This is a genomic window from Viridibacillus sp. NPDC093762, from assembly GCF_050279675.1.
GTDB lineage: Bacteria > Bacillota > Bacilli > Bacillales_A > Planococcaceae > Viridibacillus.
Genome location: NZ_JBNNUK010000001.1, coordinates 58462 through 82162, shown reverse-complemented (window position 1 = coordinate 82162; position 23701 = coordinate 58462). Strand labels below are relative to the sequence as shown.

27 protein-coding genes are annotated in these 23701 nt (G+C 37.6%); all 27 read right to left on the bottom strand.

Annotated features, from left to right (window positions below; translation table 11 throughout):
- Positions 1–24: 24 nt before the first annotated feature.
- The 27 genes from spoIID to ACQKM9_RS00295 all read right to left on the bottom strand — a co-directional run bounded on the left by spoIID (position 25) and on the right by ACQKM9_RS00295 (position 23500).
- A complete protein-coding gene (gene spoIID / locus ACQKM9_RS00425) occupies positions 25–1008 on the bottom strand; it encodes a stage II sporulation protein D (protein ID WP_427731648.1) in 984 nt (327 codons plus the stop codon).
- Positions 1009–1096: 88 nt separating this feature from the next.
- On the bottom strand, positions 1097–2395 hold the full coding sequence (gene murA / locus ACQKM9_RS00420; RefSeq protein WP_427731646.1) for a UDP-N-acetylglucosamine 1-carboxyvinyltransferase: 1299 nt from the start codon (positions 2393–2395) through the stop codon (positions 1097–1099).
- A gap of 465 nt (positions 2396–2860) precedes the next feature.
- Entirely contained in the window at positions 2861–3097 is a 237-nt protein-coding gene (locus ACQKM9_RS00415; RefSeq protein ID WP_370588367.1) for a DUF1146 family protein, read from the bottom strand.
- 81 nt (positions 3098–3178) lie between these two features.
- Positions 3179–3583 (bottom strand): F0F1 ATP synthase subunit epsilon, encoded by a 405-nt coding sequence (locus ACQKM9_RS00410; RefSeq protein ID WP_427731644.1) that lies wholly within the window; start codon positions 3581–3583, stop codon positions 3179–3181.
- A 24-nt stretch (positions 3584–3607) separates the two neighbouring features.
- Positions 3608–5023, bottom strand: a complete 1416-nt coding sequence (gene atpD, locus ACQKM9_RS00405; protein WP_427731642.1) for a F0F1 ATP synthase subunit beta — start codon at positions 5021–5023, stop codon at positions 3608–3610.
- A gap of 46 nt (positions 5024–5069) precedes the next feature.
- Positions 5070–5927 (bottom strand): ATP synthase F1 subunit gamma, encoded by an 858-nt coding sequence (gene atpG, locus ACQKM9_RS00400; RefSeq protein WP_038180030.1) that lies wholly within the window; start codon positions 5925–5927, stop codon positions 5070–5072.
- Positions 5928–5980: 53 nt separating this feature from the next.
- Positions 5981–7498: a F0F1 ATP synthase subunit alpha gene (gene atpA, locus ACQKM9_RS00395; RefSeq protein ID WP_427731640.1), complete on the bottom strand. Its 1518-nt coding sequence runs from the start codon at positions 7496–7498 to the stop codon at positions 5981–5983.
- A 27-nt stretch (positions 7499–7525) separates the two neighbouring features.
- Positions 7526–8062, bottom strand: a complete 537-nt coding sequence (locus tag ACQKM9_RS00390; RefSeq protein WP_427731638.1) for a F0F1 ATP synthase subunit delta — start codon at positions 8060–8062, stop codon at positions 7526–7528.
- Entirely contained in the window at positions 8059–8580 is a 522-nt protein-coding gene (gene atpF, locus ACQKM9_RS00385; protein ID WP_427731636.1) for a F0F1 ATP synthase subunit B, read from the bottom strand. The genes ACQKM9_RS00390 and atpF overlap by 4 nt, the downstream gene beginning before the upstream one ends.
- A 168-nt stretch (positions 8581–8748) precedes the next feature.
- Positions 8749–8973 (bottom strand): F0F1 ATP synthase subunit C, encoded by a 225-nt coding sequence (gene atpE / locus ACQKM9_RS00380; RefSeq protein ID WP_038180035.1) that lies wholly within the window; start codon positions 8971–8973, stop codon positions 8749–8751.
- Positions 8974–9049: 76 nt separating this feature from the next.
- Positions 9050–9763 (bottom strand): F0F1 ATP synthase subunit A, encoded by a 714-nt coding sequence (gene atpB, locus ACQKM9_RS00375; RefSeq protein WP_427731634.1) that lies wholly within the window; start codon positions 9761–9763, stop codon positions 9050–9052.
- Between the two features lie 28 nt (positions 9764–9791).
- Entirely contained in the window at positions 9792–10163 is a 372-nt protein-coding gene (locus ACQKM9_RS00370; protein WP_038180038.1) for an ATP synthase subunit I, read from the bottom strand.
- A 527-nt stretch (positions 10164–10690) separates the two neighbouring features.
- On the bottom strand, positions 10691–11806 hold the full coding sequence (gene wecB, locus ACQKM9_RS00365) for a non-hydrolyzing UDP-N-acetylglucosamine 2-epimerase (RefSeq protein ID WP_427731632.1): 1116 nt from the start codon (positions 11804–11806) through the stop codon (positions 10691–10693).
- Between the two features lie 21 nt (positions 11807–11827).
- Positions 11828–12457: a uracil phosphoribosyltransferase gene (upp, locus tag ACQKM9_RS00360; RefSeq protein WP_427731630.1), complete on the bottom strand. Its 630-nt coding sequence runs from the start codon at positions 12455–12457 to the stop codon at positions 11828–11830.
- Positions 12458–12476: 19 nt separating this feature from the next.
- Complete coding sequence (locus ACQKM9_RS00355; protein ID WP_427731628.1) at positions 12477–12641, bottom strand: hypothetical protein; 165 nt, start codon at positions 12639–12641, stop codon at positions 12477–12479.
- A 370-nt stretch (positions 12642–13011) separates the two neighbouring features.
- The gene (glyA, locus tag ACQKM9_RS00350; protein ID WP_427731626.1) at positions 13012–14247 is read right to left on the bottom strand and encodes a serine hydroxymethyltransferase; all 1236 of its coding nucleotides are present in this window, start codon (positions 14245–14247) and stop codon (positions 13012–13014) included.
- Between the two features lie 21 nt (positions 14248–14268).
- Entirely contained in the window at positions 14269–14817 is a 549-nt protein-coding gene (locus ACQKM9_RS00345) for a TIGR01440 family protein (RefSeq protein ID WP_427731624.1), read from the bottom strand.
- Between the two features lie 14 nt (positions 14818–14831).
- Positions 14832–15272 (bottom strand): ribose 5-phosphate isomerase B, encoded by a 441-nt coding sequence (gene rpiB, locus ACQKM9_RS00340; RefSeq protein ID WP_038180051.1) that lies wholly within the window; start codon positions 15270–15272, stop codon positions 14832–14834.
- A gap of 377 nt (positions 15273–15649) precedes the next feature.
- Positions 15650–16945: a methyl-accepting chemotaxis protein gene (locus tag ACQKM9_RS00335; protein WP_427731622.1), complete on the bottom strand. Its 1296-nt coding sequence runs from the start codon at positions 16943–16945 to the stop codon at positions 15650–15652.
- 2 nt (positions 16946–16947) lie between these two features.
- A complete protein-coding gene (locus ACQKM9_RS00330; RefSeq protein ID WP_427731620.1) occupies positions 16948–17388 on the bottom strand; it encodes a low molecular weight protein arginine phosphatase in 441 nt (146 codons plus the stop codon).
- 56 nt (positions 17389–17444) lie between these two features.
- Complete coding sequence (locus ACQKM9_RS00325) at positions 17445–17939, bottom strand: manganese efflux pump (protein ID WP_427731618.1); 495 nt, start codon at positions 17937–17939, stop codon at positions 17445–17447.
- Positions 17940–18178: 239 nt separating this feature from the next.
- The gene (locus ACQKM9_RS00320) at positions 18179–19225 is read right to left on the bottom strand and encodes an L-threonylcarbamoyladenylate synthase (RefSeq protein ID WP_427731616.1); all 1047 of its coding nucleotides are present in this window, start codon (positions 19223–19225) and stop codon (positions 18179–18181) included.
- A gap of 103 nt (positions 19226–19328) precedes the next feature.
- Positions 19329–19925 carry a stage II sporulation protein R gene (locus ACQKM9_RS00315; RefSeq protein WP_427731614.1) on the bottom strand — a complete coding sequence of 199 codons (597 nt, stop codon included), beginning with the start codon at positions 19923–19925 and terminating at the stop codon, positions 19329–19331.
- Between the two features lie 43 nt (positions 19926–19968).
- Positions 19969–20826 (bottom strand): peptide chain release factor N(5)-glutamine methyltransferase, encoded by an 858-nt coding sequence (gene prmC, locus ACQKM9_RS00310; protein ID WP_427731612.1) that lies wholly within the window; start codon positions 20824–20826, stop codon positions 19969–19971.
- Position 20827: 1 nt separating this feature from the next.
- Entirely contained in the window at positions 20828–21898 is a 1071-nt protein-coding gene (prfA, locus tag ACQKM9_RS00305) for a peptide chain release factor 1 (RefSeq protein ID WP_427731610.1), read from the bottom strand.
- Between the two features lie 130 nt (positions 21899–22028).
- Positions 22029–22763, bottom strand: coding sequence for an N-acetylmuramoyl-L-alanine amidase family protein (locus ACQKM9_RS00300; RefSeq protein WP_427731608.1), 735 nt, complete (start codon positions 22761–22763; stop codon positions 22029–22031).
- A 143-nt stretch (positions 22764–22906) separates the two neighbouring features.
- Positions 22907–23500 carry a thymidine kinase gene (locus tag ACQKM9_RS00295; RefSeq protein ID WP_427731606.1) on the bottom strand — a complete coding sequence of 198 codons (594 nt, stop codon included), beginning with the start codon at positions 23498–23500 and terminating at the stop codon, positions 22907–22909.
- Positions 23501–23701: the final 201 nt, after the last annotated feature.

Sequence of the window (23701 nt, the reverse complement as noted above, 5' to 3'; positions counted from 1 at the left end):
AACGTCATTCTAGACAATAACGCTTCAGTTTAAACATATGTTTTTATTATTTTTTATGGAAGTAATAGAAGCTTTCTTATAAAAGTGCTTTAAGATGTCCTTTGCTTTGACCCCCTCCCTCGCCAAAGCCTCCGCACCGTATTGGCTCATGCCTACTCCGTGGCCGTACCCTACTGTTGTAACAGTAATCTTATTTTGAGATGGGTTCCAATAAATTCTGAAGTCCGTAGAAGGGATATTAAGCTTTTCCCGGATTTCCCGGCCTGTCCAACTGTAGCTTCCCACTTGCATCATTTGAACACGATTAGAACTGTTTCTCGTTAGTTTAATAGTGTTTAGTTGTTCAGCAGACCATTTAAAATTGAAGGCAGCATTCCACTGTGTTAGAGAAAAGTCTGTGTTTTGAATGTAATTTGGAGACAATTCTTTTTCGCCTTCTACAGTAACTGTTTGTAAATACGGAATATCTTGTCCACTGTATTCTTCTGCACTTTCTGTTTTACCATTGCTTGTTGAAAAGAACATAGCCGTGATTAATTCACCGTTATAAGTGAGTATTTCACCTGCTGTAGTAGCTACAGCTTGTTGTAATTTTTTCTCGTTCTTATTGAAATTTGCTCCCCATTTTTTCTTTCTTTGCTGTTTTGATTCAAAGACTTGATGGAGAACACTCGGTTTTATCGCTTTCTGGCCATTCTCCGTGACTTTAAGGACAAATGTGCGTGAAGCTATAGCTTGTGCTTCAAGTGCCTTTAAGTGGAAGCTAGAGGGCATTTCAGCTGCTATAACTCCAGCAACATATTGTTCCAGAGGTAGGGGGTCTTTAATTCCTTCCACAGTAATGTAAACTTCACAAGGCGGCTCGTTTTCTTGTTGTTTCTTCTGAGTCTGTTGCGTAGTAGATACGTTTGTGAAATTTTTAGGATAAAAATGCATACTAACAATCGGTAGCACAAACAAAAGGATAACGACAAAAAGGCTGATGGGTATTAGAAGGATTTTTTTCATATGCCATTCTATGCTGAGGCATTCGTCGTTATACGAAAAAAACGTTCAAGAGCAATTAAGCTCTTAAACGTTTTAGTATTATGCTAGTTTAATTTGTTTGAAATTCTACAGATGCTTTTTCAATCGTCGATACTCTTTCAATATCAGCGCCTAAAGCGGCAAGCTTTTTATGGAAATTAACATATCCACGATCTAAGTGATGCAATTCAGAAACACGCGTAATTCCTTCAGCTACTAATCCTGCAAGAATAAGTGCTGCTGCTGCTCGTAAATCTGTCGCTGCAACTTCTGCACCTTGTAAATCACATGGGCCATCGATAATAACAGAACGACCATCAATTTTCGCAGAAGCATTCATACGTCTAAACTCTTCAACGTGCATAAAGCGATTTTCAAATACTGTTTCAGTAATAACACCCGTACCAGTTGTTTTCAACATTAAAGCCATCAATTGAGATTGCATATCTGTTGGGAAGCCTGGATGTGGCATTGTTTTAATATCTACAGCTTTTAAAGGTCCGTTTGAACGGATACGTAAACCTTCGCCTTCTTCTGTAATTTCAACACCCATTTCACGCATTTTCGCAACAAGTGCTGTCATATGTTCAGCGATGCCATTTTCAATTAGTACATCTCCACCTGTAATCGCCGCTGCTACCATAAATGTACCAGCTTCAATACGATCAGGAATAATATAATGAGTTGTACCATATAGTTCTTTAACGCCCTCTACACGGATTGTGTCAGTACCAGCGCCAACAACTTTACCACCCATCTCATTAATAAAGTTAGCTAAATCCACAATTTCCGGCTCTTTAGCAGCATTTTCGATAAATGTAGTACCCTCTGCTAAAGCTGCAGCAGTTAAGATATTTTCAGTAGCACCTACGCTTGGGAAGTCTAAATAAATTTTAGCTCCGTGTAAGCGTCCTTCAGTTGTTGCTTCTACATAGCCGTGTCCCATTGAGATCTTCGCGCCCATTAGTTCAAAGCCTTTTAGATGTTGATCAATTGGTCGTGATCCGATTGCACAACCACCCGGCATAGCTACGCGTGCAAAGCCATTACGTGCTAATAGAGGTCCCATTACTAAAATTGAAGCTCTCATTTTACGTACATATTCAAATTGTGCTTCAGATGATAATTGTTTAGTTGCATCAATTTCTACTGTGTTTGTTTCAGGTGAAAATGATAAATCTACATTTAAACTTTTTAATACTTCATCGATTGTATACACATCGGCCAAATTTGGCACATTTTTAATAATATTTTTTCCTTTTGACGCAAGTAATGTAGCCGCCAATATAGGTAATACGGCATTTTTTGCCCCTTCAACTCGAACGTTACCAGTTAAGGTATTACCGCCTTTAACAATGATTTTCTCCACCATTTGTCCCTCCGAACCCATGTATCCATTTATTATATATTTCAGTCGATAAATTTCTATTGTATGATGTCAATAATTAGTAAACAAAGCATATAACATGTTACCTTCTTTTTTGCCTCATGGCAAGTATCCAACAAACTATTTAATAAAGTGATAACAATTAACTATAGACATTATACTTTACGCAAAGCTAGCGCAAATGGTGTCTGATTTTAGAAAACTAGACGCCCATTTTATATACCCAATTATTATCTAAATAAAACAAATTTCCACAAAATATTTCCTGGGTAATGATTATTCTATATGGAAAAATAATAATATACTCTCACAAATTCAACCATAACAAATAAATAGCAATAATGAAAGCGTTCCCTCTGTAAGAGTTCAAAAATTTTAGCGTATCTTGTCAAAATAACCGATAATCTAGAAATATTATATTATAATTTGTTTTCCATATAAAACAAGTTACTCAAAGAGATACGGAAGTTGACTTGACCATCCAGAAAATGTTAAGAAAAAATTCGAAACAGATGATCCAATTGCGATACTTAATAAAATAAATAGCAACTGTATTTGAAACACGTGATTCTTTTTAAACACTTTTTCAAACATAATTGCTTGTAATGCATAGAATGAGATCCCTATAAAAAATATATGTGAAATAATGCTAATTAGTGCATTTTGACCAATTGATGCTGTTATATCCACACTTGTCATCTCCTTTTAAATAAATCTTAAAAAAGCGGGCAGAAGAATTCTGCCCGCATTTCTAATTTATAAAGATTAGATGTTACCCTCTTTAACGTTGATACGGTTCATAGCGCGTTTAAGTGCAAATTCAGCACGCTTGAAATCAATGCCATCTTGTTTACTTTGTAGTCGCTGTTCAGCGCGATTTAACGCTTCTTTTGCACGAGCAAGATCGATTGAGCTTACTGTTTCAGCTGAAGGAGTTAAAATCGTTACTTTATCAGGACGAATTTCAACAAAACCGCCGCTAACTGCTACTAATTCAGTTTGCTTGTCTGAATCCAGACGTACAGCACCTACTACTAGTGGCGCAACTGTAGGGATGTGACCAGGTAAAATACCCATCTCACCCGTTACAGTTTTAGCAATCACCATGTTGACTTCTGAATCGTATACTGGGCCGTCGGGAGTGACAATGTTGACTGTTATGGTCTTCATATTTTTTCCTCCTCGTCCCTAGTATTAAAGTTCAATACCCATACTTTTCGCTTTTTCGATAACTTCTTCAATACGACCAACTAGACGGAATGCATCTTCTGGTAATTTGTCATATTTACCTTCAAGAATTTCACGGAAACCTTTAACAGTTTCTTTAACAGGTACATAAGAACCTTTTTGACCAGTGAATTGTTCCGCTACGTGGAAGTTTTGAGATAAGAAGAATTGAATACGACGAGCGCGGTCAACTGTTAATTTATCTTCATCAGATAATTCATCCATACCTAGGATAGCGATGATATCTTGTAATTCGTTGTAACGTTGTAAAGTTTGTTGAACTTGACGAGCAACTTCATAGTGTTCAACACCAACGATATCTGGTGATAGTGCACGAGAAGTTGAAGCCAATGGATCAACCGCTGGGTAGATACCCATTTCAGAAAGTTTACGCTCAAGGTTAGTAGTTGCATCTAAGTGGGCGAAAGTTGTAGCCGGAGCCGGGTCAGTATAGTCATCGGCTGGTACATAGATCGCTTGGATAGAAGTTACAGAACCTTTGTTTGTTGACGTAATACGTTCTTGTAAACGACCCATTTCAGTAGCAAGAGTTGGTTGGTAACCTACGGCAGAAGGCATACGACCTAATAACGCAGAAACCTCAGAACCTGCTTGAGTGAAACGGAAAATGTTATCGATGAATAGAAGTACGTCTTGACCTTGTTCATCACGGAAATATTCAGCCATAGTAAGACCAGATAAAGCTACACGCATACGTGCGCCTGGTGGCTCGTTCATTTGACCGAATACCATTGCTGTTTTCTTAATAACGCCTGAGTCGCTCATTTCGAAGAATAAATCGTTACCCTCACGAGTACGTTCACCTACACCTGCGAATACGGAGATACCACCGTGTCCTTGAGCGATGTTGTTAATAAGTTCTTGGATTAATACAGTTTTACCTACACCGGCACCACCGAATAGACCGATTTTACCACCTTTAATATATGGTGCTAATAAGTCTACTACTTTGATACCTGTTTCAAGGATTTCAACTTGAGTTGAAAGGTTTTCAAATGTTGGTGCTTCGCGGTGAATTGGGTCACGGCGTTCAGTTGTTGGAATTTCTCCCGCTAAATCGATTGTTTCACCAAGTACGTTGAATACACGTCCAAGAGTGATGTCACCAACTGGAACTGAGATTGGAGCACCAAGGTCTGTTACTACTGCGCCACGTTGTAAGCCATCTGAAGATGACATAGCAATAGTGCGGACAGCATTGTCTCCTAGGTGAAGTGCTACTTCAAGAGTAAGTGTTTGAGGCTCTTCACCAGGGCGTTTAATTTCTACAGTAAGCGCGTTGTAAATTTCCGGTAATGATGAGTTGTCGAATTGAACGTCAACAACGGCACCCATTACTTGAAGAACGTGTCCTGTTTTCATACTTTTCCCCTCCTATCGTACTTGCATTACAGAAGCTGGAGAGCGCCTATTCTAAGGCTGCAGCTCCACCAACGATTTCTGTAATTTCTTGTGTAATAGCCGCTTGTCGTGCACGGTTATATACAAGTGTTAATGAACTAATAAGTTCGTTTGCATTATCGGTTGCGCTCTTCATTGCTGTCATACGTGAAGCATGTTCACTAGCTTTACCGTCGAGCAACGCACCATAAATTAAGCTTTCTGCGTATTGTGGTAACAATACTTCAAGAATTGCTTCACCAGATGGATCGAATTCATAAGATGCAGTTGTGCTTGATGCTGCGATGTCTGTAATTGGCAGTACCTTTTTCTCAGTTGGTTCATGTTGAATGGCACTGACAAAGTGGCTGTAGTACATATAAAGTTCATCATATGTACCATCAGTGAACATACCAACAGCCTTACGAGCGATTTGTTTAATGTCAGCAAATAAAGGTTGGTCAGGTAGACCAATTTCTTCATCTACTACGTTATATCCACGTTTCGCAAAGAATTCACTTGCCATACGGCCGATTGCGATGATCACAAACTCATCTTTAGAGTTGTGTCGTTCATCCATAGCGTTTTTAGCAGTACGAATTACGTTACTGTTATAACCACCTGCAAGACCACGGTCAGAAGTAATAACTAAATAAGCCGTTTTCTTAACTGGACGAGATACTAACATCGGGTGTGATCCGTCTGGAGTACCTGCTGCAATTGCAGCTACAACATCCTGAATTTTCTCCATATATGGAACGTAAGCTTTAGCGTTTGCTTCAGCACGTGTCATTTTAGAAGAAGAAACCATCTGCATCGCTTTCGTGATTTGACTTGTGCTTTTAGTCGATGTGATACGTTTTTTTATGTCGCGTAATGATGCCACTGGTATTTCACCACCTTACCGTTTATTTTATATTGACGTAAAACTATCAGATCTTATTCTGATTTAGCAAAAGTTTTTTTGAAAGCATTTAAAGTTTCTGCCATGTCTTCATCAGATGGAAGTCCTTGAGTAGTACGGATATGATTTAAAACGTTTTTGTGGCTTTCGTCATTTGCATCTAACCAAGCGTATAATTCGCTTTCGAAACGAACGATATCTTGTACAGGAATATCATCTAAGAATCCTTTTGTTAGTGCATATAGAATTGTAACTTGTTTTTCAACTTTAATAGGTTTGTGAAGGTCTTGTTTTAGAACTTCTACAGTACGTTTACCACGTTCTAATTTAGCTGAAGTAGCTTTATCTAGGTCAGAACCAAATTGAGCAAATGATTCAAGCTCACGGAATGCAGCTAAGTCAAGACGTAGTGTACCCGCAACTTTTTTCATTGCTTTAATTTGAGCTGAACCACCTACACGTGATACAGAAAGACCTGCGTTGATCGCTGGACGTACACCTGAGTGGAATAAATCAGATTGTAAGAAAATTTGTCCATCCGTAATAGAAATTACGTTTGTTGGAATGTAAGCTGAGATATCCCCTGCTTGTGTTTCAACGAATGGAAGTGCTGTGATTGAACCACAGTCATATTTTTCATTCAACTTAGCAGCACGTTCTAATAAGCGGCTGTGTAAGTAGAATACATCCCCTGGGTAAGCTTCACGACCTGGCGGACGGCGAAGAAGTAATGAAAGTTCACGGTAAGCAGATGCTTGTTTAGATAAATCATCATATACGATTAATACATGTTTACCTTGTAACATGAACTCTTCTGCCATTGAGATACCAGCATAAGGAGCTAGGTATAATAATGGTGATGGTTGAGATGCAGATGCAGTTACAACGATTGAGTAATCTAGTGCACCGTGTTGACGAAGTGTTTCAACTACGCCACGAACAGTAGATTCTTTTTGACCGATAGCAACATAGATACAAATCATATCTTGGTCTGCTTGGTTTAAAATTGTATCGATTGCAACAGTAGTTTTACCAGTTTGACGGTCACCGATGATTAACTCACGTTGACCACGACCAATTGGAACTAATGCGTCAATCGCTTTAATACCTGTTTGTAATGGTTCGTGTACTGATTTACGATCCATTACTCCGAAAGCAGGGCTTTCGATTGGACGAGATTTTGTAGTGTTGATTGGTCCTAAACCATCAACAGGAAGACCTAGTGAATTGACAACACGACCGATCAATTCTTCACCAACTGGTACTTCCATAATACGGCCAGTACGACGCACTTCATCGCCTTCATTGATGCCTTTAGTTGGTCCAAGGATAACGATACCTACGTTGTTCGCTTCCAAGTTTTGTGCCATACCAAGTACACCAGTAGAGAACTCAAGCAATTCTCCAGCCATGACGTTGTCGAGGCCATGAGCACGAGCGATACCGTCACCAACTGTGATAACTGTACCTACCTCGCTAACTTCCATTGCAGATTGGTAATTCTCCATCTGCTGCTTTATAAGTCCACTGATTTCTTCAGCTTTGATGCCCATGTTTCTCACCTCTCAAATTCTTTATAATTAACCGATTAACGCACGTTTTAAGCCAGCTAGTTTATGTGAAATACTGCTGTCAAAAATTTGGTTACCGATTTGAAGTCGAACTCCACCAATTAAAGATGGATCGATTTCGTTTGTAATATTAAGTGTATTTTTACCCACTTTACGAGCGAATGCCGTAGAAATGCGTTGAGTTTCATCTTCTGTAAGAGGTTGAGTAGTATATACGATTGCATCTGCTACACCTTGCGTATCATTAGCAAAACGGATAAACTCTTCAATCACACTTACTACTTCATGAATACGTTTTTTATCAATTAAGACTTTAATTGCATTCACGATGATTGGTTGAACAGAAGCAAATACTTTAGAAACAAGTTCTTTCTTTTCTTTGTCTTCTAATTTTGGAGAATCTAAAAGTTGGAATAACCCTTTATTCTCCTCGAAAACAACTTTCACTTCACGTAAGTCAGAACTTACTTCAGTTAGTAATTGTTTTTCTTGTGCCAATTGGAACAATGCTTTGGCATAGCGACTCGCTGCAGTCGATTGACTCATAGAGTTTCCCCTGCCTTCGCAATCGTTTCTTCAATTAGAGCACGATTCTCTTCAACTGAGACTTGTTTTTCAAGAACTTTAGATGCAGCAAGTACAGATAGTGAAACCACTTCTCCACGAACAGCAGCAATAGCTTTCTCTTTTTCAGTCTCGATATCACGCACAGCTGATTCTTTCAAACGCAATGCTTCAGCGCGAGCAGCAGAAATAATTTCTTCTTTTTGCAAGTCGCCTTGTTTCTTCGCGTTTTCAACAATCGATTGTGCTTCTACACGCGCTTCTTTAAGAAGGCTGCGTTGATCTTCTAAAAGTTGTTGTGATTCTTGACGGCTCTTTTCAGCTGACTCGATTTCACTAGCAACTAATTCTTCACGTTGTTGCATGATTCCCATCAATGGACCCCACGCCACTTTTTTCAAAACGAACATTAGGATGATGAAAACTGCTAACGTTACAAGGATATCTCCACCATTAATAAATTCAGCAGAATTTCCTAGTACTAGATAGTCTAAAAACACGATTGTTTCACTCCCTTCAAGAGCTTAGAGTTCAAATCTTATATGATTGAATCTTAGTAAGATGTATTGTCTAAAGGAATATTATGCCTTAAAGACATAAAGGAATGGCGAAGTTTTCCTTTATCAAAAAGTCTCTTCGCCATTTTTTTATAAAACAATTAAAGACGATTATTTGTTCATTACGATGAAAGCTACTACTACAGCGATGATCGGTAGGGCCTCTACTAATGCAACCCCGATGAACATTGTTGTTTGAAGAACGCCACGTGCTTCTGGTTGGCGAGCGATACCTTCTACTGTTTTTGAAACGATCATACCATTACCAATACCTGCACCAAGTGCACCTAAACCGATTGCGATTGCTGCTGCTAATAAACCAACTGAACCTACCATTGAAATTTTTCCTCCTTGGAAATATAAAGTTTTTTGTGTGTCAGCTACTTAACTTATTAAATTAAGTATTTTATACTTAATGGTCTTCGCTCACTTTGTGAGACATGTAAACCATTGTTAACATAACGAAAATAAATGATTGGATTGCACCGATAAAGATCGAGAAACCTTGCCAAATCATTGTCGGAACTACTGCTGCGAAGAAACCTAATCCTCCCCAAAGCGTTCCCATACTTGCAAGTAATCCTAAAAGAATCTCACCTGCATAGATGTTACCGTAAAGACGTAGACCAAGAGTTAACGTATTTGCGAACTCTTCAATAATCTTCAATGGGAATAAGAAAGCCATCGGTTGAGCGAAACTTCCAAGATACCCTTTGAATCCTTTCGCTTTAACACCATAGTAGTTAGATAATACAATTATCATAACCGCAAGTGTCATAGTAACGATTGGATCTGCTGTTGGTGATTTCCACCATAATTCTCCATTAATTACGACTGAGAAAGGAAGACCAATTAGATTCGCAACGAAGATGAACATGATCAGCGTGATTCCAAGTATATGGAACTTACCACCTGTTTTCCAGTCCATGGCGCTGCCAATAATATTCTTTACGAAGTCCATAACCCACTCCATAAAGTTTTGCATACCTGTTGGTTTCAATTTTAAGTTTCGTGTCGAAATGAAAGCAATTAAGAAAACTATTAACGCTGCTACCACTAACATTAAAATATTACCTGGGTTAAATCCTAGTCCCCACAATTCAAAATGTGGATTTTCATGTTGCACTTTGCATTCACCTCTCTTTCAAATGCGCTTATTGGTATTTTACATGAAATACGATCCTGTCTACTAAAAGCAGAACGTACGGAATCATTAGCCCAATGACCGTGCTAATTAAATGAAAATACTTTGGCAACATGGTAGCAACCGCTACTGCAGCAATACCTGATGCAAAGCGAAAAGCCGAACCTAGTGATGCCACTTTCTTTCCTTCACTAATAGAGCGATCAAATCGTTCCATTCTTCGGACTAGAATCCAAAAGTTATAATGACCAAAAAGCGCACCTAATGCGAGACCAGCGAATACTGTTTGATATGGCGTAAAAGCCCATCCTAACGCACAAAATGCGAGCAAAAAAAATAGCATTCTTTTCTGCTTAGCAAAAATCTGATGCAATTCTAGCATTGGTCTTTGATCTCCTGAATCTTATTTTCGAATGACGGAAGTAATAGCTGACCACCGGTTGGATGCCGGATAAGTAGTCATTTAAAACTACTAGCGGGGGCGGAAGCCGTAATCTACTCTCATAAAGAGATGAATCGGAATCCATATTAAATGTGAGAGATAAGCTTTAAATGGAGAACCACCGCATATAAGGACATAAAAAATGATGCACAATACCATATAAATTTACAAATTATGCCCAAACTGTGAAACTAGCAAAACTTGATAACTCAAGTAATTGTAGATTGTTTACAGTTAAGGAACCCTTATCATTCTTACCCTTAGTTAGCATACAATAGTGAATATTTCATGTCAATTGGTTAGAGTGAAAAACTTCACAAAGGTGGAAACCTTGTCAAATTGTCGACAAATTTACAACAATATTGACTTAAGTTAGATTATCATCTATTTATAGACAGAAATAGAACTACCTTACAAATTACTTGTAACAGGTCATAAGGTAGTTTTTATTCAATAAACTATTGATTTCACTTTTCCAAATAGGTCAGTAAAGCTTCGACAATTCTTTTTGAGGCAAATCCGTCACCGTATGGATTTGAAGCATGAGCCATAGCATTATACGTATTTTCTTCTATTAAAAGCTCTTTTGCTAAGCGATAAATGGTTTCTTCTTCTGTACCAGCTAATTTCAAAGTACCGGCTTCAATTCCTTCGGGACGTTCTGTCGTATTACGAAGAACAAGTACCGGCTTCCCTAGAGAAGGCGCTTCTTCTTGCACACCACCTGAGTCTGTTAAAATCATGTATGATTTAGCAGCGAAATTATGGAAATCAAAAACCTCAAGTGGTTCGATCAAATGAACTTTTGCTTCGTCTCCCAATATTTCATTGGCAATTTCGCGGACAGCTGGGTTCATATGAACGGGATAAACAACTTGTAAATCACTATGCTCTACTAACAGTCTTTTTATAGCTTTAAACATTTGGCGCATTGGTTCGCCTAGATTTTCTCTGCGATGTGCAGTTAATAAAATCATACGATCTTGTCCAATTTGTTCGAGCACTGGATGACTGTAGGATTCGTTAACAGTTGTTTCTAATGCATCAATTGCAGTATTACCTGTAACTACAATCGTGCTATTTGCTTTATTTTCTTTCAATAGGTTTTGTTTAGACTGCTCAGTTGGCGCAAAATGAATATCTGCCATAATACCAGTAAGCTGACGATTCATCTCTTCTGGATATGGGGAGTATTTGTCACCTGTTCGAAGTCCAGCTTCAACATGACCTATTGCAATTTGGTTATAAAAGGCTGCGAGGCTTGCGATAAATGTTGTGGTCGTATCCCCATGAACTAATACGATGTCCGGTTTAGCTTGTTTCATCACTCGGTCTAAACCTTCTAGCCCTTTTGTTGTGACATCAACAAGTGTTTGGCGATCCTTCATGATGTTCAAATCATAATCTGGCGTAATTTTGAATGTATCCAGCACTTGGTCGAGCATTTGTCGATGTTGCGCTGTCACTGTCACAATTGTTTCGATTTGATCTGAATGTTTTTGTAATTCTAAAACGAGGGGAGCCATTTTAATGGCTTCTGGTCTTGTTCCAAAAATAGTCATCACTTTCCATTTTTTACGCAATGACCTTGCACCACCTTCACATTATTTTGTACCGAACAAACGGTCTCCAGCATCACCTAAACCAGGAATAATATAACCATGGTCGTTTAATTTTTCGTCAAGTGCAGCGATATAAATATCGATTTCTGGATGCTCATCATGAATCGCTTTTACACCTTCAGGAGCTGCGATTAAGCACATGAATTTAATGCTTTTAGCACCACGTTTTTTCAAAGAGTTGATCGCTTCAATTGCAGAACCACCAGTTGCTAACATTGGATCAACAATGATGAAATCACGTTCTTCTACATCAGCAGGAAGTTTTGCATAATACTCGATTGGTTTTAAAGTTTGTGGATCACGATATAATCCGATATGACCTACTTTTGCAGCAGGGATTAGTTTTAATACTCCATCTACCATACCGATACCAGCGCGTAGAATTGGAACAATAGCCATTTTCTTACCTGATAATACTTTTGTTTTAGCTGTTGTTACTGGTGTATCAATTTCAATTTCTTCTAATGGTAAATCACGAGTGATTTCAAATGCCATAAGTGTTGCTACTTCGTCTACAAGCTCGCGAAATTCTTTCGTTCCTGTATTTTTGTCGCGAATGTATGTTAGCTTATGTTGAATTAGTGGATGGTCAAATACGTATACTTTACCCAATGTGTTCCTCTCCCTACTTTTATTTATCTTGATTATTATAACAGAAAAACGTAGTTTGACTATGAGTCCATTGCGTTTTTTTAATTTGTAATATTTTGACGAGTAATTCATCTGCTCGCTCTAGTGTTAATGGCTCATTAAAATAGTAAGCTTGTCCAATTACATAACCTAACCGCTTTATCATCACTTTCTAGAGCATGTTTCAACATCTTCAGAGACCGATAAAACGAGGAAATTATAAACTAATTAAATAATCGTATAGAAAATTACAAAGGTACTAAGTACAGACATATTATCACTAATGCTTCAATATATTTTACTTTTTGCGAATGAGGAATCATTTAAATAGTTGCATGATGAAAAGCTGACCAAATAATTATCATGGATGTTTCAAAACTATATGATTTTAGGTCACTTATAATTGCCTTAGTTATATTAAAATCTTCTCATAGTTAACAAAGAGTATTCTATTTTAGAAATCAAGTATAAAAAAAGCTACTTTTGAATGAACAAAAGTAGCTTCGACTATTATTATAGTTTATTAATCTATTCAATTATGCGTAAAGTGGATGTTTAGTAGTTAATGCTGCAACACGTTTTTGTGCTTCTACTTTAATCACTTCATCTTCTGGATTTTTAAGAACAGATGCAATGATTGAAGCAACTTCTTTCATATCATCTTCTTTAAAACCACGAGAAGTAACTGCAGCTGTACCAACACGAACTCCTGAAGTTACGAATGGACTTTCAGTTTCGTAAGGAATTGTGTTTTTGTTTGCAGTAATTTGTACTTCGTCAAGTAATGCTTCTGCAACCTTACCAGTTAACCCCATAGAACGAACATCTAATAATAGTAAGTGGTTATCTGTTCCACCTGATACTAATTTAATACCTTCAGCTTGAAGTGCTTCACCGAATACTTTTGCGTTTTTCACAACTTGTCCAATGTATTCTTTGAATTCTGGTTGTTGTGCTTCACCGAACGCTACTGCTTTACCAGCGATGACATGCATTAATGGACCACCTTGGATTCCTGGGAAGATCGATTTATCGATTTTTTTACCAAACTCTTCTTTACAAAGAATAAGTCCCCCACGAGGTCCACGTAAAGTTTTGTGTGTTGTAGACGTTACGAAATCAGCATATGGTACTGGGTTTGGATGTTCACCAGCAGCAACTAAACCTGCGATGTGCGCCATGTCTACCATGAAATACGCGCCTACTTCGTCAGCAATTTCACGGAATTTGGCAAAGTCAATTTGACGAGGGTATGCAGATGCACCTGCAACGATTAATTTTGGTTTATGCTCAAGCGCTTTTTGACGAACGTCTTCATAGTCTATTACATTTGTATCTTCTGTTACGCCATACTCTACGAAATTGTATTGTACACCTGAGAAGTTTACAGGGCTACCATGAGTTAAGTGACCACCATGAGATAAGTTCATACCTAATACAGTGTCGCCTTGCTCAAGGATTGTGAAGTATACAGCCATGTTAGCTTGTGCACCTGAGTGTGGTTGAACGTTAGCATATTCTGCGCCAAAGATTTCTTTTAGGCGATCACGTGCGATGTTTTCAACAACATCCACATGTTCACATCCACCGTAATAACGTTTGCCTGGATAGCCTTCAGCATATTTGTTTGTTAGTACTGAACCTTGTGCTTCCATTACTGCTTCAGAAACGATATTTTCAGATGCAATCAATTCAATATTAGCTTGTTGACGTGCTTTTTCGGCTTCCATTGCTTCAAATACCGCTGTGTCTAGTGCTGCAAGTTTGATCATTATTCATATTCCCCCTGTAATCTAGTCTTTTTTATATACTGCTCTTTCGCCACCAATTAATTTGGGGCGTGTTATCGCAACTGTCACAACTGCCTCACCTATATGGGTTACAGAAGTACGAACAGGAACTGCCACTCTTTTTAAATGCATACCAATTAATGTTTGACCGATATCTATACCAGCATGTGCTTGTATTTCTTCCACAACGACCGGATCTGTAAGCTGATTATATACGTAAGTCGACATAGAGCCCCCTGCTGTTTGGGCAGGAATAACTGAAACCGGCTCAAGTCGGTAGTCTTCCGCTACTTTACGTTCTAAAGTTAAAGCACGATTGAGATGCTCACAACCTTGGAATACTAAAGACAATCCGTGATTTTCAGCAAATGCATGTAATGGTTCGTACAGTGCTTCTGCTATTTCTAAACCACCAGCTGTACCGATTTTTTGTCCTTTGATTTCTGAAGTTGAACAACCAACAACAAAGAGTTGCCCCTTAAGGAATGTTGCTTGTTGCTCTACCTCAGTTAGAAGCTGTTGTAGTTGATCTGTTATTTGTTGTAAGTTCATAATTTATGACCTTCTTAGTCGTTTTCAATCTCTGCAAGTTTTTCAACGCGGCGTTCGTGACGTCCGCCTTCAAACTCTGTAGATAACCAAGTTCGCACAATTTCAAGCGCAAGTCCTGGGCCAATTACACGTTCTCCCATTGCTAACACGTTTGAATTGTTATGGCATCTAGTTGCTTTTGCACTAAATAAATCATGAACTAATGCACATCGAATACCTTTCACTTTGTTAGCTGCGATAGACATACCTATGCCTGTTCCACAAATTAAAATACCTCGATCATACTTTCCACTTGCTACACCTTCTGCAACTGGTAGTGCATAGTCAGGATAATCAACTGAATCAGAGGATTGTGGTCCAAAATCGTCGTAGTTTATGCCTAGCTCTTCTAGCAGTGTCATAATCTCTTTTCGTAAATTGTTGCCACCATGGTCTGATGAAATCGCAATTTTCAATGGGTTCCCTCTTTTCGATAATTTTATTCAACAATAGTTTACCACTTCTAGCTAGAGAAAGACATATTTTTCACAGTAATTAAATAAAAGTATTAAATATAAACACGAATATTATTCTTTATATAGTATTTTTCACAGACTTTATTGATCAATTACCGAATATAAAACATTGTTATCATGAATTAAATTCGGATTTCAATGGATTTCTTTTTGGAATTTCTTTCGATATTCAAAATCTGAAAATTCGCGCAAACTATTACTGAGCTTTAAGATAGTAAGTGTTATTTTAAACTAAAATATACATTCTTTAATAGTAAAAAACTATCACAATAGCCCCATTAAGGCTTTCGTGATAGTCATTATGTCTAAATCAATGGTTAGGAGCGGTCAAATTGCAGTATCATTTTATACAGCTCTTCTGACTGCATTTTCAAATGCTTCGATAGTTGATCAATTTCTTCGATTGACCTAGCCTGCTCCTCCGTTACACTTCGAACTTCTTGCGCACCAGCAGATGTTTGTTGAGCTATTGCAGCTACTTCTTGAGATTGATGAGCAGTCGTTTCAATATTATGCAATTGTTGTTCTACAAATTGAGAAATCTCAACAACAGAATCCGCCATTTCATGAACGATTGACGTCATTCCTTCTACAGCATTTGTTGTTTCTGACACTCTCTCTACTTCTTTTACTGCAAAGGCTACTTGAGACGTCATTTGTTCTACAACATTATGTACATCTGATTGCATCGTTTGGATTAATCCCGTAATACCTTGTACAGCTTCTGCACTTTGGTCCGCTAGTTGACGTACTTCTTCTGCAACAACCGCAAAGCCTTTACCATGCTCGCCAGCACGTGCAGCTTCAATTGACGCATTTAATGCTAATAAATTTGTTTGTGCGGCAATATCTCCAACCAATTGGATAATACGTTCAACTTGTTTTGCATTACTTTCGAGTTGATGGATATTTCCAAGTGCATCTTTGTTACCAGAGACAATTTGTTTTATTCCTGAAACAAGATCTTCAATTTTCTTCGTTGTAAATGTTAATTCTTTCTTCATACGCTCAGAATGTTTTGAGGATAATTCTGCACGGCCATTAACTTCCTCAGCTATAACTCGAACATCTTCAAGCGCCTCTGCTGTTTGCTGAATAGATACTGCTGAGCTTTCTGCGCCTTCAGAAATTTGTGCAATTGTAAGAGATACTGCTTCTGCTTGAGTAGCTGCATTTTCAGTTTCCTTTGATAAACTTAGAACTGTTTCGTTAGTTGATTGGAAATTCCGATCAATACTATCTACCATTTTACGGAGATTTTCGAGCATAGACTGAAACGCTACTGCCAGCGCTCTTATCTCGTCATTTGATCTTGGTAAATCTACATTTTCTCCTATGTAGCCTTCTGCTGCACGGTTTGTAGCAGCCTCTAGATTTTGCAATGGCTTAATAATAAATGAGCTAAATACTGCCGCTAAAATACCAGACCATATAATACCTAATGCATACGTAATGATTTCAAATATTAATCGATTAATATTAGGGAAAAATTCTGGTTGAATATATTCGATAAAAATTAAACTGGTTGAATAAGTTATGATTGCTAAAATTGATACAAATAATACGAGTTGCTTTCTCAATCCAAAAGAATGCTTCACACTTCGTTTATTCATCGTTAGCCCTCCGATAATTTTGTTTCGAGTGCATCAATTAATTTATTTAACTCCTGGAACGTTTGTCGATACAAATGGACATCTCCTCCAAATGGATCTGAAACATCATAAGAGCCATATGGCGCTATGTATTCCTTCAATGTAAATGTTTTATCAGAGATAGATGGGGAAGCCTGCAAAATCATTTCCTTATGAGCTGATGTCATCGTTAAAATAAGATTAGCCCATTCTAAATCCTCTGCTTCAATTTGCTTTGAAACATGTTCTGTAAATATATCCGCCTCTGATAACACCACTTTAGCATTCTCTGAAATTTCACCGCCTGGCATTGCGAAAATACCTGCCGAACGAACTTCCAAATCATTTAATTTCTTTGCTTTTAAAATAGCTTCTGCCATTGGACTTCTACAAGTGTTTCCAGTACATATAAAATAAATATTCATTAAGCACCCTCATTCCTCATTATATATCATAGTAGTAATAATGTTCCATATAATTATTAAAATATAGATAATACCCCCATTAAAAGTAATGCAACTCCCGCTATTACTTGTAACATTATACCTAAATTCACTGGTGTTTTTCTTTTTATTGATAAAGCGATGTAAGAAAAGATAAAAGTTGTTATACCTGTACTCATAATAAATAAACTCTTTTGTAGTTGAAGCATACCAAAAGATACGCTAACTGAAAAGGTATCAAGACTTGCAGTAACAGCTAATAATATAGGAGAGAGACTTGGTGGCTCTTTAACTCTAGCTGATAACAGAAGTTGTAGACCTATCAAACTGAGTAATGCACCGGAGAGCATCTTGGCAATTGTAATTAAATATTGGGCAGCCCATTCTCCTACATAAAAACCGATTAGTGGAAATATAACATGGAGACCGGCTGTCCAACAGGAAAGGGCGAATCGAAAACGCACTTTCGGTAAAATAAGAAATAGGGCGAGTACATCTAACGCTGTAATAACGCCTGCTATTATTTCCTGCACGCTGTTCCCCCTTGCTTTTGGATATCTCTTTACGATATGCAAGGGATGTTCAGCTTTATGCTAGTTTTCAAATGTGTTGCTTCACTATTAAAGTGTAATTATGTCCTAAACTAAAATTACGTATATCTCTTTTTTCTCTTTCATCTATATACAAAAAAACTGTTCTCTCTTTTATATAGAAAGAACAGCTTAGTATCAGAAATTAATTAGTGGCTTCTACTAGATAAATTCGCCCTCAGTTAAAAGTCAATATCTGCTGAATACCATTTACCTCCTGCTGACTTCTCGAGGCGATTCATAATTGCTGCACCGACACCTTCTTCTGATGTAGTTGTAGCAAGAACAAGATCCGCTGTTGTTGCATCGCACGAGCGTAAAGCATGGTATAGATTAACTGCCATCTCTTCATTTGTATCCTTTTGACCAAATGTAAAAAACCAATCAGCTGCTATGTGGCTTAAATTTTCTGGGGCTAGTAACGCCACTTTAAGTCCTTTTTGATGTAGAGTCTCAAGAGCCACAGTAATTGTTTTTTCTTCTTTCTCTATCAAATAGACGGGAGCATTTGGAGCATAATGAGTATACTTCATACCTGGTGCTTTTGGGGCCACACCACTATTTTGTTCTGTATGTGACGGTTGAGCAACTGGACCAATAACAGCTTCTAACATTTCTTTTGTGACACCACCTGGACGTAAGATAACAGGCGTGTCCAATGTTAGATCTAGCACAGTTGACTCAACACCAATTCCTGTAGTGCCACCATCCAAAATCAAAGGGATACTTCCATTTAAATCTTCTTCAACATGGATACCTTCTGTCGGACTTGGCTTACCACTCCTATTCGCACTTGGAGCAGCTACAGGCTTCTCTAATTGTCGGAGTAATTGTAATGCAACTGGATGATCAGGCATACGAATCCCCACTGTATCCAAATTAGCTGTAACACTAGTAGCAAGTACATTTGGTTTCGCCTTGAAAATTATTGTTAAAGGACCTGGCCAAAACGCTTCCATACAAAGTTTTGCTTTTTGCGAAATATGGTCGACATAATTTTCTAGTTCCTCGAAAGTGCCAATATGAACGATAAGTGGATTATCGGAAGGGCGACCTTTTGCTGCAAATATTTTCTTTACTGCCGCTTCATCCGTAGCAACTGCACCTAAACCATATACTGTTTCAGTAGGAAAAGCGACTACCTCTCCATTATTTAACAAATCCACAGCTTGTGCATAACTTTTTCCATTATCCACATTTATGTCCACATTTAGACGTTTAGTTTCCATCTCTGTATCTCCCTTCAATCAAGAGTTTTCAGAAAGTTATACACAATTTGTTGATAACTTCGTGTATATTGTGGACAATTTTACAAATATTGTGCATAACCTATTATGAGAATATATCTTTTAACCATTCCCATATGAAAAACTTCTGTGTTTCCTCTTTTGTTTCTTCTGGTTTTTTTGGTTCTTCTTCGCGATAGCATACTTTCGGGAATAACGCGCACCACCAATTATCCCCCTTACCACTACCAATTGTCACGACAAGTGCATCATAATAGTTTTGTGGATATAAAAATCCTTCATAACGTTTAGCCGGGAATAATTCTTGTTTTCTAGAAACCTGTATCGATTGCTGACTGAATTTTACGGATAATTTATTTTGAATTTCTTGCTCCACAACTGCTAGATTCTGTTCCAGTCTCGTTCCATTTGTTTGGACAGCTAGCTTTTTAATAATAGGTTCTATTTCTTTTAACATATCGTATTTTATAAGCTGATCTTGTGTTGAGTTGCTATTTGCAACAATACGGAATCGCATTTGATCAGCATCTGCAATTGGTGAAGCATCCTGCGAAAACCACTGTGGTAGTAAAAATAAAAGTGTTTGTATAAAAAGCAGAGCTGCAATAAATTGTAGCACTGGCATCATTTTTGTTTTGGCTTCTTGTTTTGGCATTTCAATATTCTTGTAATCTGGTATCATCTTAATCCCTCCCTGTCACAAGGATAGACAGGGTTCAGATGTTTTATTCACTAATCTCGCAAAAAATCATTCTATCTTTTTGATTAATATCTTTTACTACTTCTACTTTGGCTTGAGGAAATTTTTCTTTGAAAAATTTCGCTACTGCCTCCCCTTGTTTATAACCAATCTCTACGCCAATAAAACTTGGTGTTTTCATAAGAGGTGGCAAGTTTTCAGCAAGCTTCCTGTACAAAGCTAGTCCACTTTCTTCTGCAAATAATGCACTATGCGGCTCATGTTCTAAAACGATATCAGACATTTCATTCGCTTCATCAAATGCTATATAAGGAGGATTAGATAATACAATATCCCATTTTTCATGTACTAGAGGTGCTGTTAAATCTCCCTCTCTGAAAATTATTTCGGCATCTAAAAGCTTAGCGTTATTCTTGGCTGTCGTAAGTGCTTCAGGAGAAATATCTGTTGCGATTATAGTCGCTTGAGGTACTTCTTTTTTCATCGTTATAGCAATCGCACCACTACCTGTTCCAATATCAGCTATTTGAATGGTTGTTGTAGGTGAAAATAGTTTCTTAATGCGCTTCAGTGCTTCTACGATTAATTCTTCTGTTTCTGGACGAGGAATTAAGACTGATTCATCTACTGTAAAAGTACGACCGTAAAACTCTTCTGAGCCCGTAATATACTGAATAGGTCGACCACTCTTATGTTCCTCAATCATGTCAAAATAGTTTTCCCATTGCGCATTCGTCATTTCATCTCGCATGATGATCATTAATCCTGTGTAGGATGTATTTAATGCATACTGTAAGAGTAATCTTGCAGCTCCTTCTTCTCGACCGTTTTCTTGTAAAAAAGAAGAAGCCCGGTTGAGGGCCTCAAATACTTGTCTCGTCATATTAATCGTTTAGGCTTTCAAGTTTGTTAGCTTGTTCTTCTAAGATTAGTGCATCGAAGATTTCATCTATCTTACCTTCAATAATTTGATCAAGCTTTTGAATTGTTAAACCGATACGGTGATCCGTAACACGGTTTTGCGGGAAATTATAAGTACGGATACGCTCTGAACGGTCACCTGTACCAACTGCAGATTTACGTTCTGCATTATATTCATCTTGCGCTTCTTGTTGTAATTTATCATATACACGCGCACGTAAAATTTTCATCGCTTTATCACGGTTTTTTAATTGCGAACGCTCATCTTGCATTGCAACAACTACGCCTGTTGGAATATGTGTCATACGAACAGCAGAGGCCGTTTTGTTGACGTGCTGTCCACCCGCTCCACTTGCGTGATAAATATCTACTCGGATATCTTTATCAGCTATATCTAACTCTACTTCTTCGGCTTCAGGCATTACAACTACAGTAGATGTCGAAGTATGCACACGTCCTTGTGATTCTGTTTCTGGTACACGTTGTACACGGTGCGCTCCACTTTCGAATTTGAATTTTGAGTACGCGCCTTGTCCGTTAATCATGAAGACAATTTCTTTATAGCCTCCAAGTTCTGTCGGGTTAGCATTCATAACTTCAATTTTCCAGCCTTGTGCTTCAGCATATCGACTATACATACGGAATAATGTATTGGCGAATAGAGCAGCTTCATCACCGCCAGCAGCACCGCGGATTTCCATAATAACATTTTTACTGTCATTAGGATCTTTCGGAATTAACAAAAGACGTAAATGGTCTTCTAATTTTGTAATTCGCTCTTCTAATTCACTTACTTCTTCTTTAACTAACTCACGCATTTCAGGATCTAGTTTATCCTCAAACATTTCTTTTGCTTCTTGATACTGTTGTTTCACTTCTTTATATTCTCTATAAACTTCTACTGTTTCACTAATATCAGACTGCTCTTTTGAAAACTTCGCTAGTTTTTTTGAGTCGTTGACTATCTCAGGGTCGCTAAGTAATTCATTTAATCGATCGTAACGATCTTCAACGGCTTGTAGGCGATCAAACATTTTTTTCACCTTGACCTTTCTTTTGGAAATTTTATTTAAATCAACTTGTGATTAGCTATATATCGAAATATGCTCCTTCAATAGTATAATGAAAAAGAGCAGCTATCGCTACTCTTTTGAGAATTGAACTTTATTTTTTCTTCATATATTGGTCAATACCGTCCGCTATACTATTTGTCAGGCTTTTTAAATATAATGGATCTGCTAATTTTTTATCCTCGTCCTTATTTGTCATGTACCCCAATTCAATCAACACACCAGGTACCTTCGACCAATTTGCTCCTGATAAATCATCCCGATAAATAATTCCTTTTATATCTTTAACTTTTTTATTCTTTTCTACCTTTTGTATAATTTCACGAGAGATTACTAGACTCTCTTTATTGATACTCTTTGATATATATGGATTTTTAGATGATGTAGTTAAAATCGAAAAGCCTTTTTCTTTTTTATCGATAGACCCGTCTGCATGTATACGTAAAAAGAGATCTGCATTGCTTTTATTAGCAATATTGGCACGTTCACGATTACTAATATTCACGCTTTGTTTTGTACGTGTATAGATTACTTTATAACCACGTTTTTTTAATGTATTACCAAGCATTTTTGACGCTTCTAAAGTAAGGATAGATTCTTTTTTGTTTGTATAGGGACTGTGCGTACCATCCGTCACTTTATACTTTGTTTTAATTGCTCCTGGCCCAATGGGTTCAACATCAATATTGGCATATTGCTGATGGCCAGGGTCGATGACTATTATTTTCTTGCTAGATTTCTTTAATGCTGGTTTTGCAGTTACTGAAGCTGGTGAAAAAATAGTAATTAAGGCGATAAACGAAAACAACATTAGTATAATCTTTTTCATATGTTTCCCTTTCCTATAATGGATTCACTAGATTTAATACTAGCATACCTTAATAGAACAGAATCCTATTTAGGGATAAATGATTATTTTTGTTAATAAAACCCTATTTAAAGCATAAAAAAAGAGTAGCCTTCAAGCTACTCTTACTGGGGAATTGACTTCCCTACTGGCACTACATGGTGATGTCTACAGCGAGGTTCATACGCTTCAGAAGCACCTACTAATATTACCGGGTCGTCGATTCCTGCAGGCTGTCCATTAATTAAGCGCTGTGTACGACTCGATGGCGATCCACATACACTACATACTGCTTGTAATTTTGTTACTAGCTCTGCGATTGCCATTAACTTCGGCATCGGACCGAATGGAACTCCTTTGAAATCCTGATCAAGTCCCGCTAGTATTACACGGAATCCGTGATTAGCTAATTGCTGAACAATTTCTACAATATCATCTTCAAAAAATTGTGCTTCATCAATGGCAATTACATCGAAATCATCTGAAATGTAATCCCATATTTCTTTGGGTGATTTGATAGGTCTCGCTATTACTGTTGTGCCATTATGACTTACAACTGCTTCTTCACTATAACGATTATCAATTTCAGGCTTAAAAACTGCAATTTTCTGTTTTGCAAATTGAGATCTACGAACACGGCGAATTAGTTCTTCAGATTTCCCCGAAAACATACTTCCGCATATTACTTCAATCCAACCATTTTGAGTCATTACGTACATGAATTAGACTCCTTTCAACACTTATATCCATCATCATAACGAAAAAATAGAGAGAATACTTCCCTTTTTTTTATATAAAAACTATGTTATGTAATCCACTTACATAGTTTTTTATTTTAAACGAACGAGCTTTATACTACACGAAAAAGCATTTTGGCGCAAGAAAAATACCTGCCTAGCAATTACTTGCAGGGCAGGCAT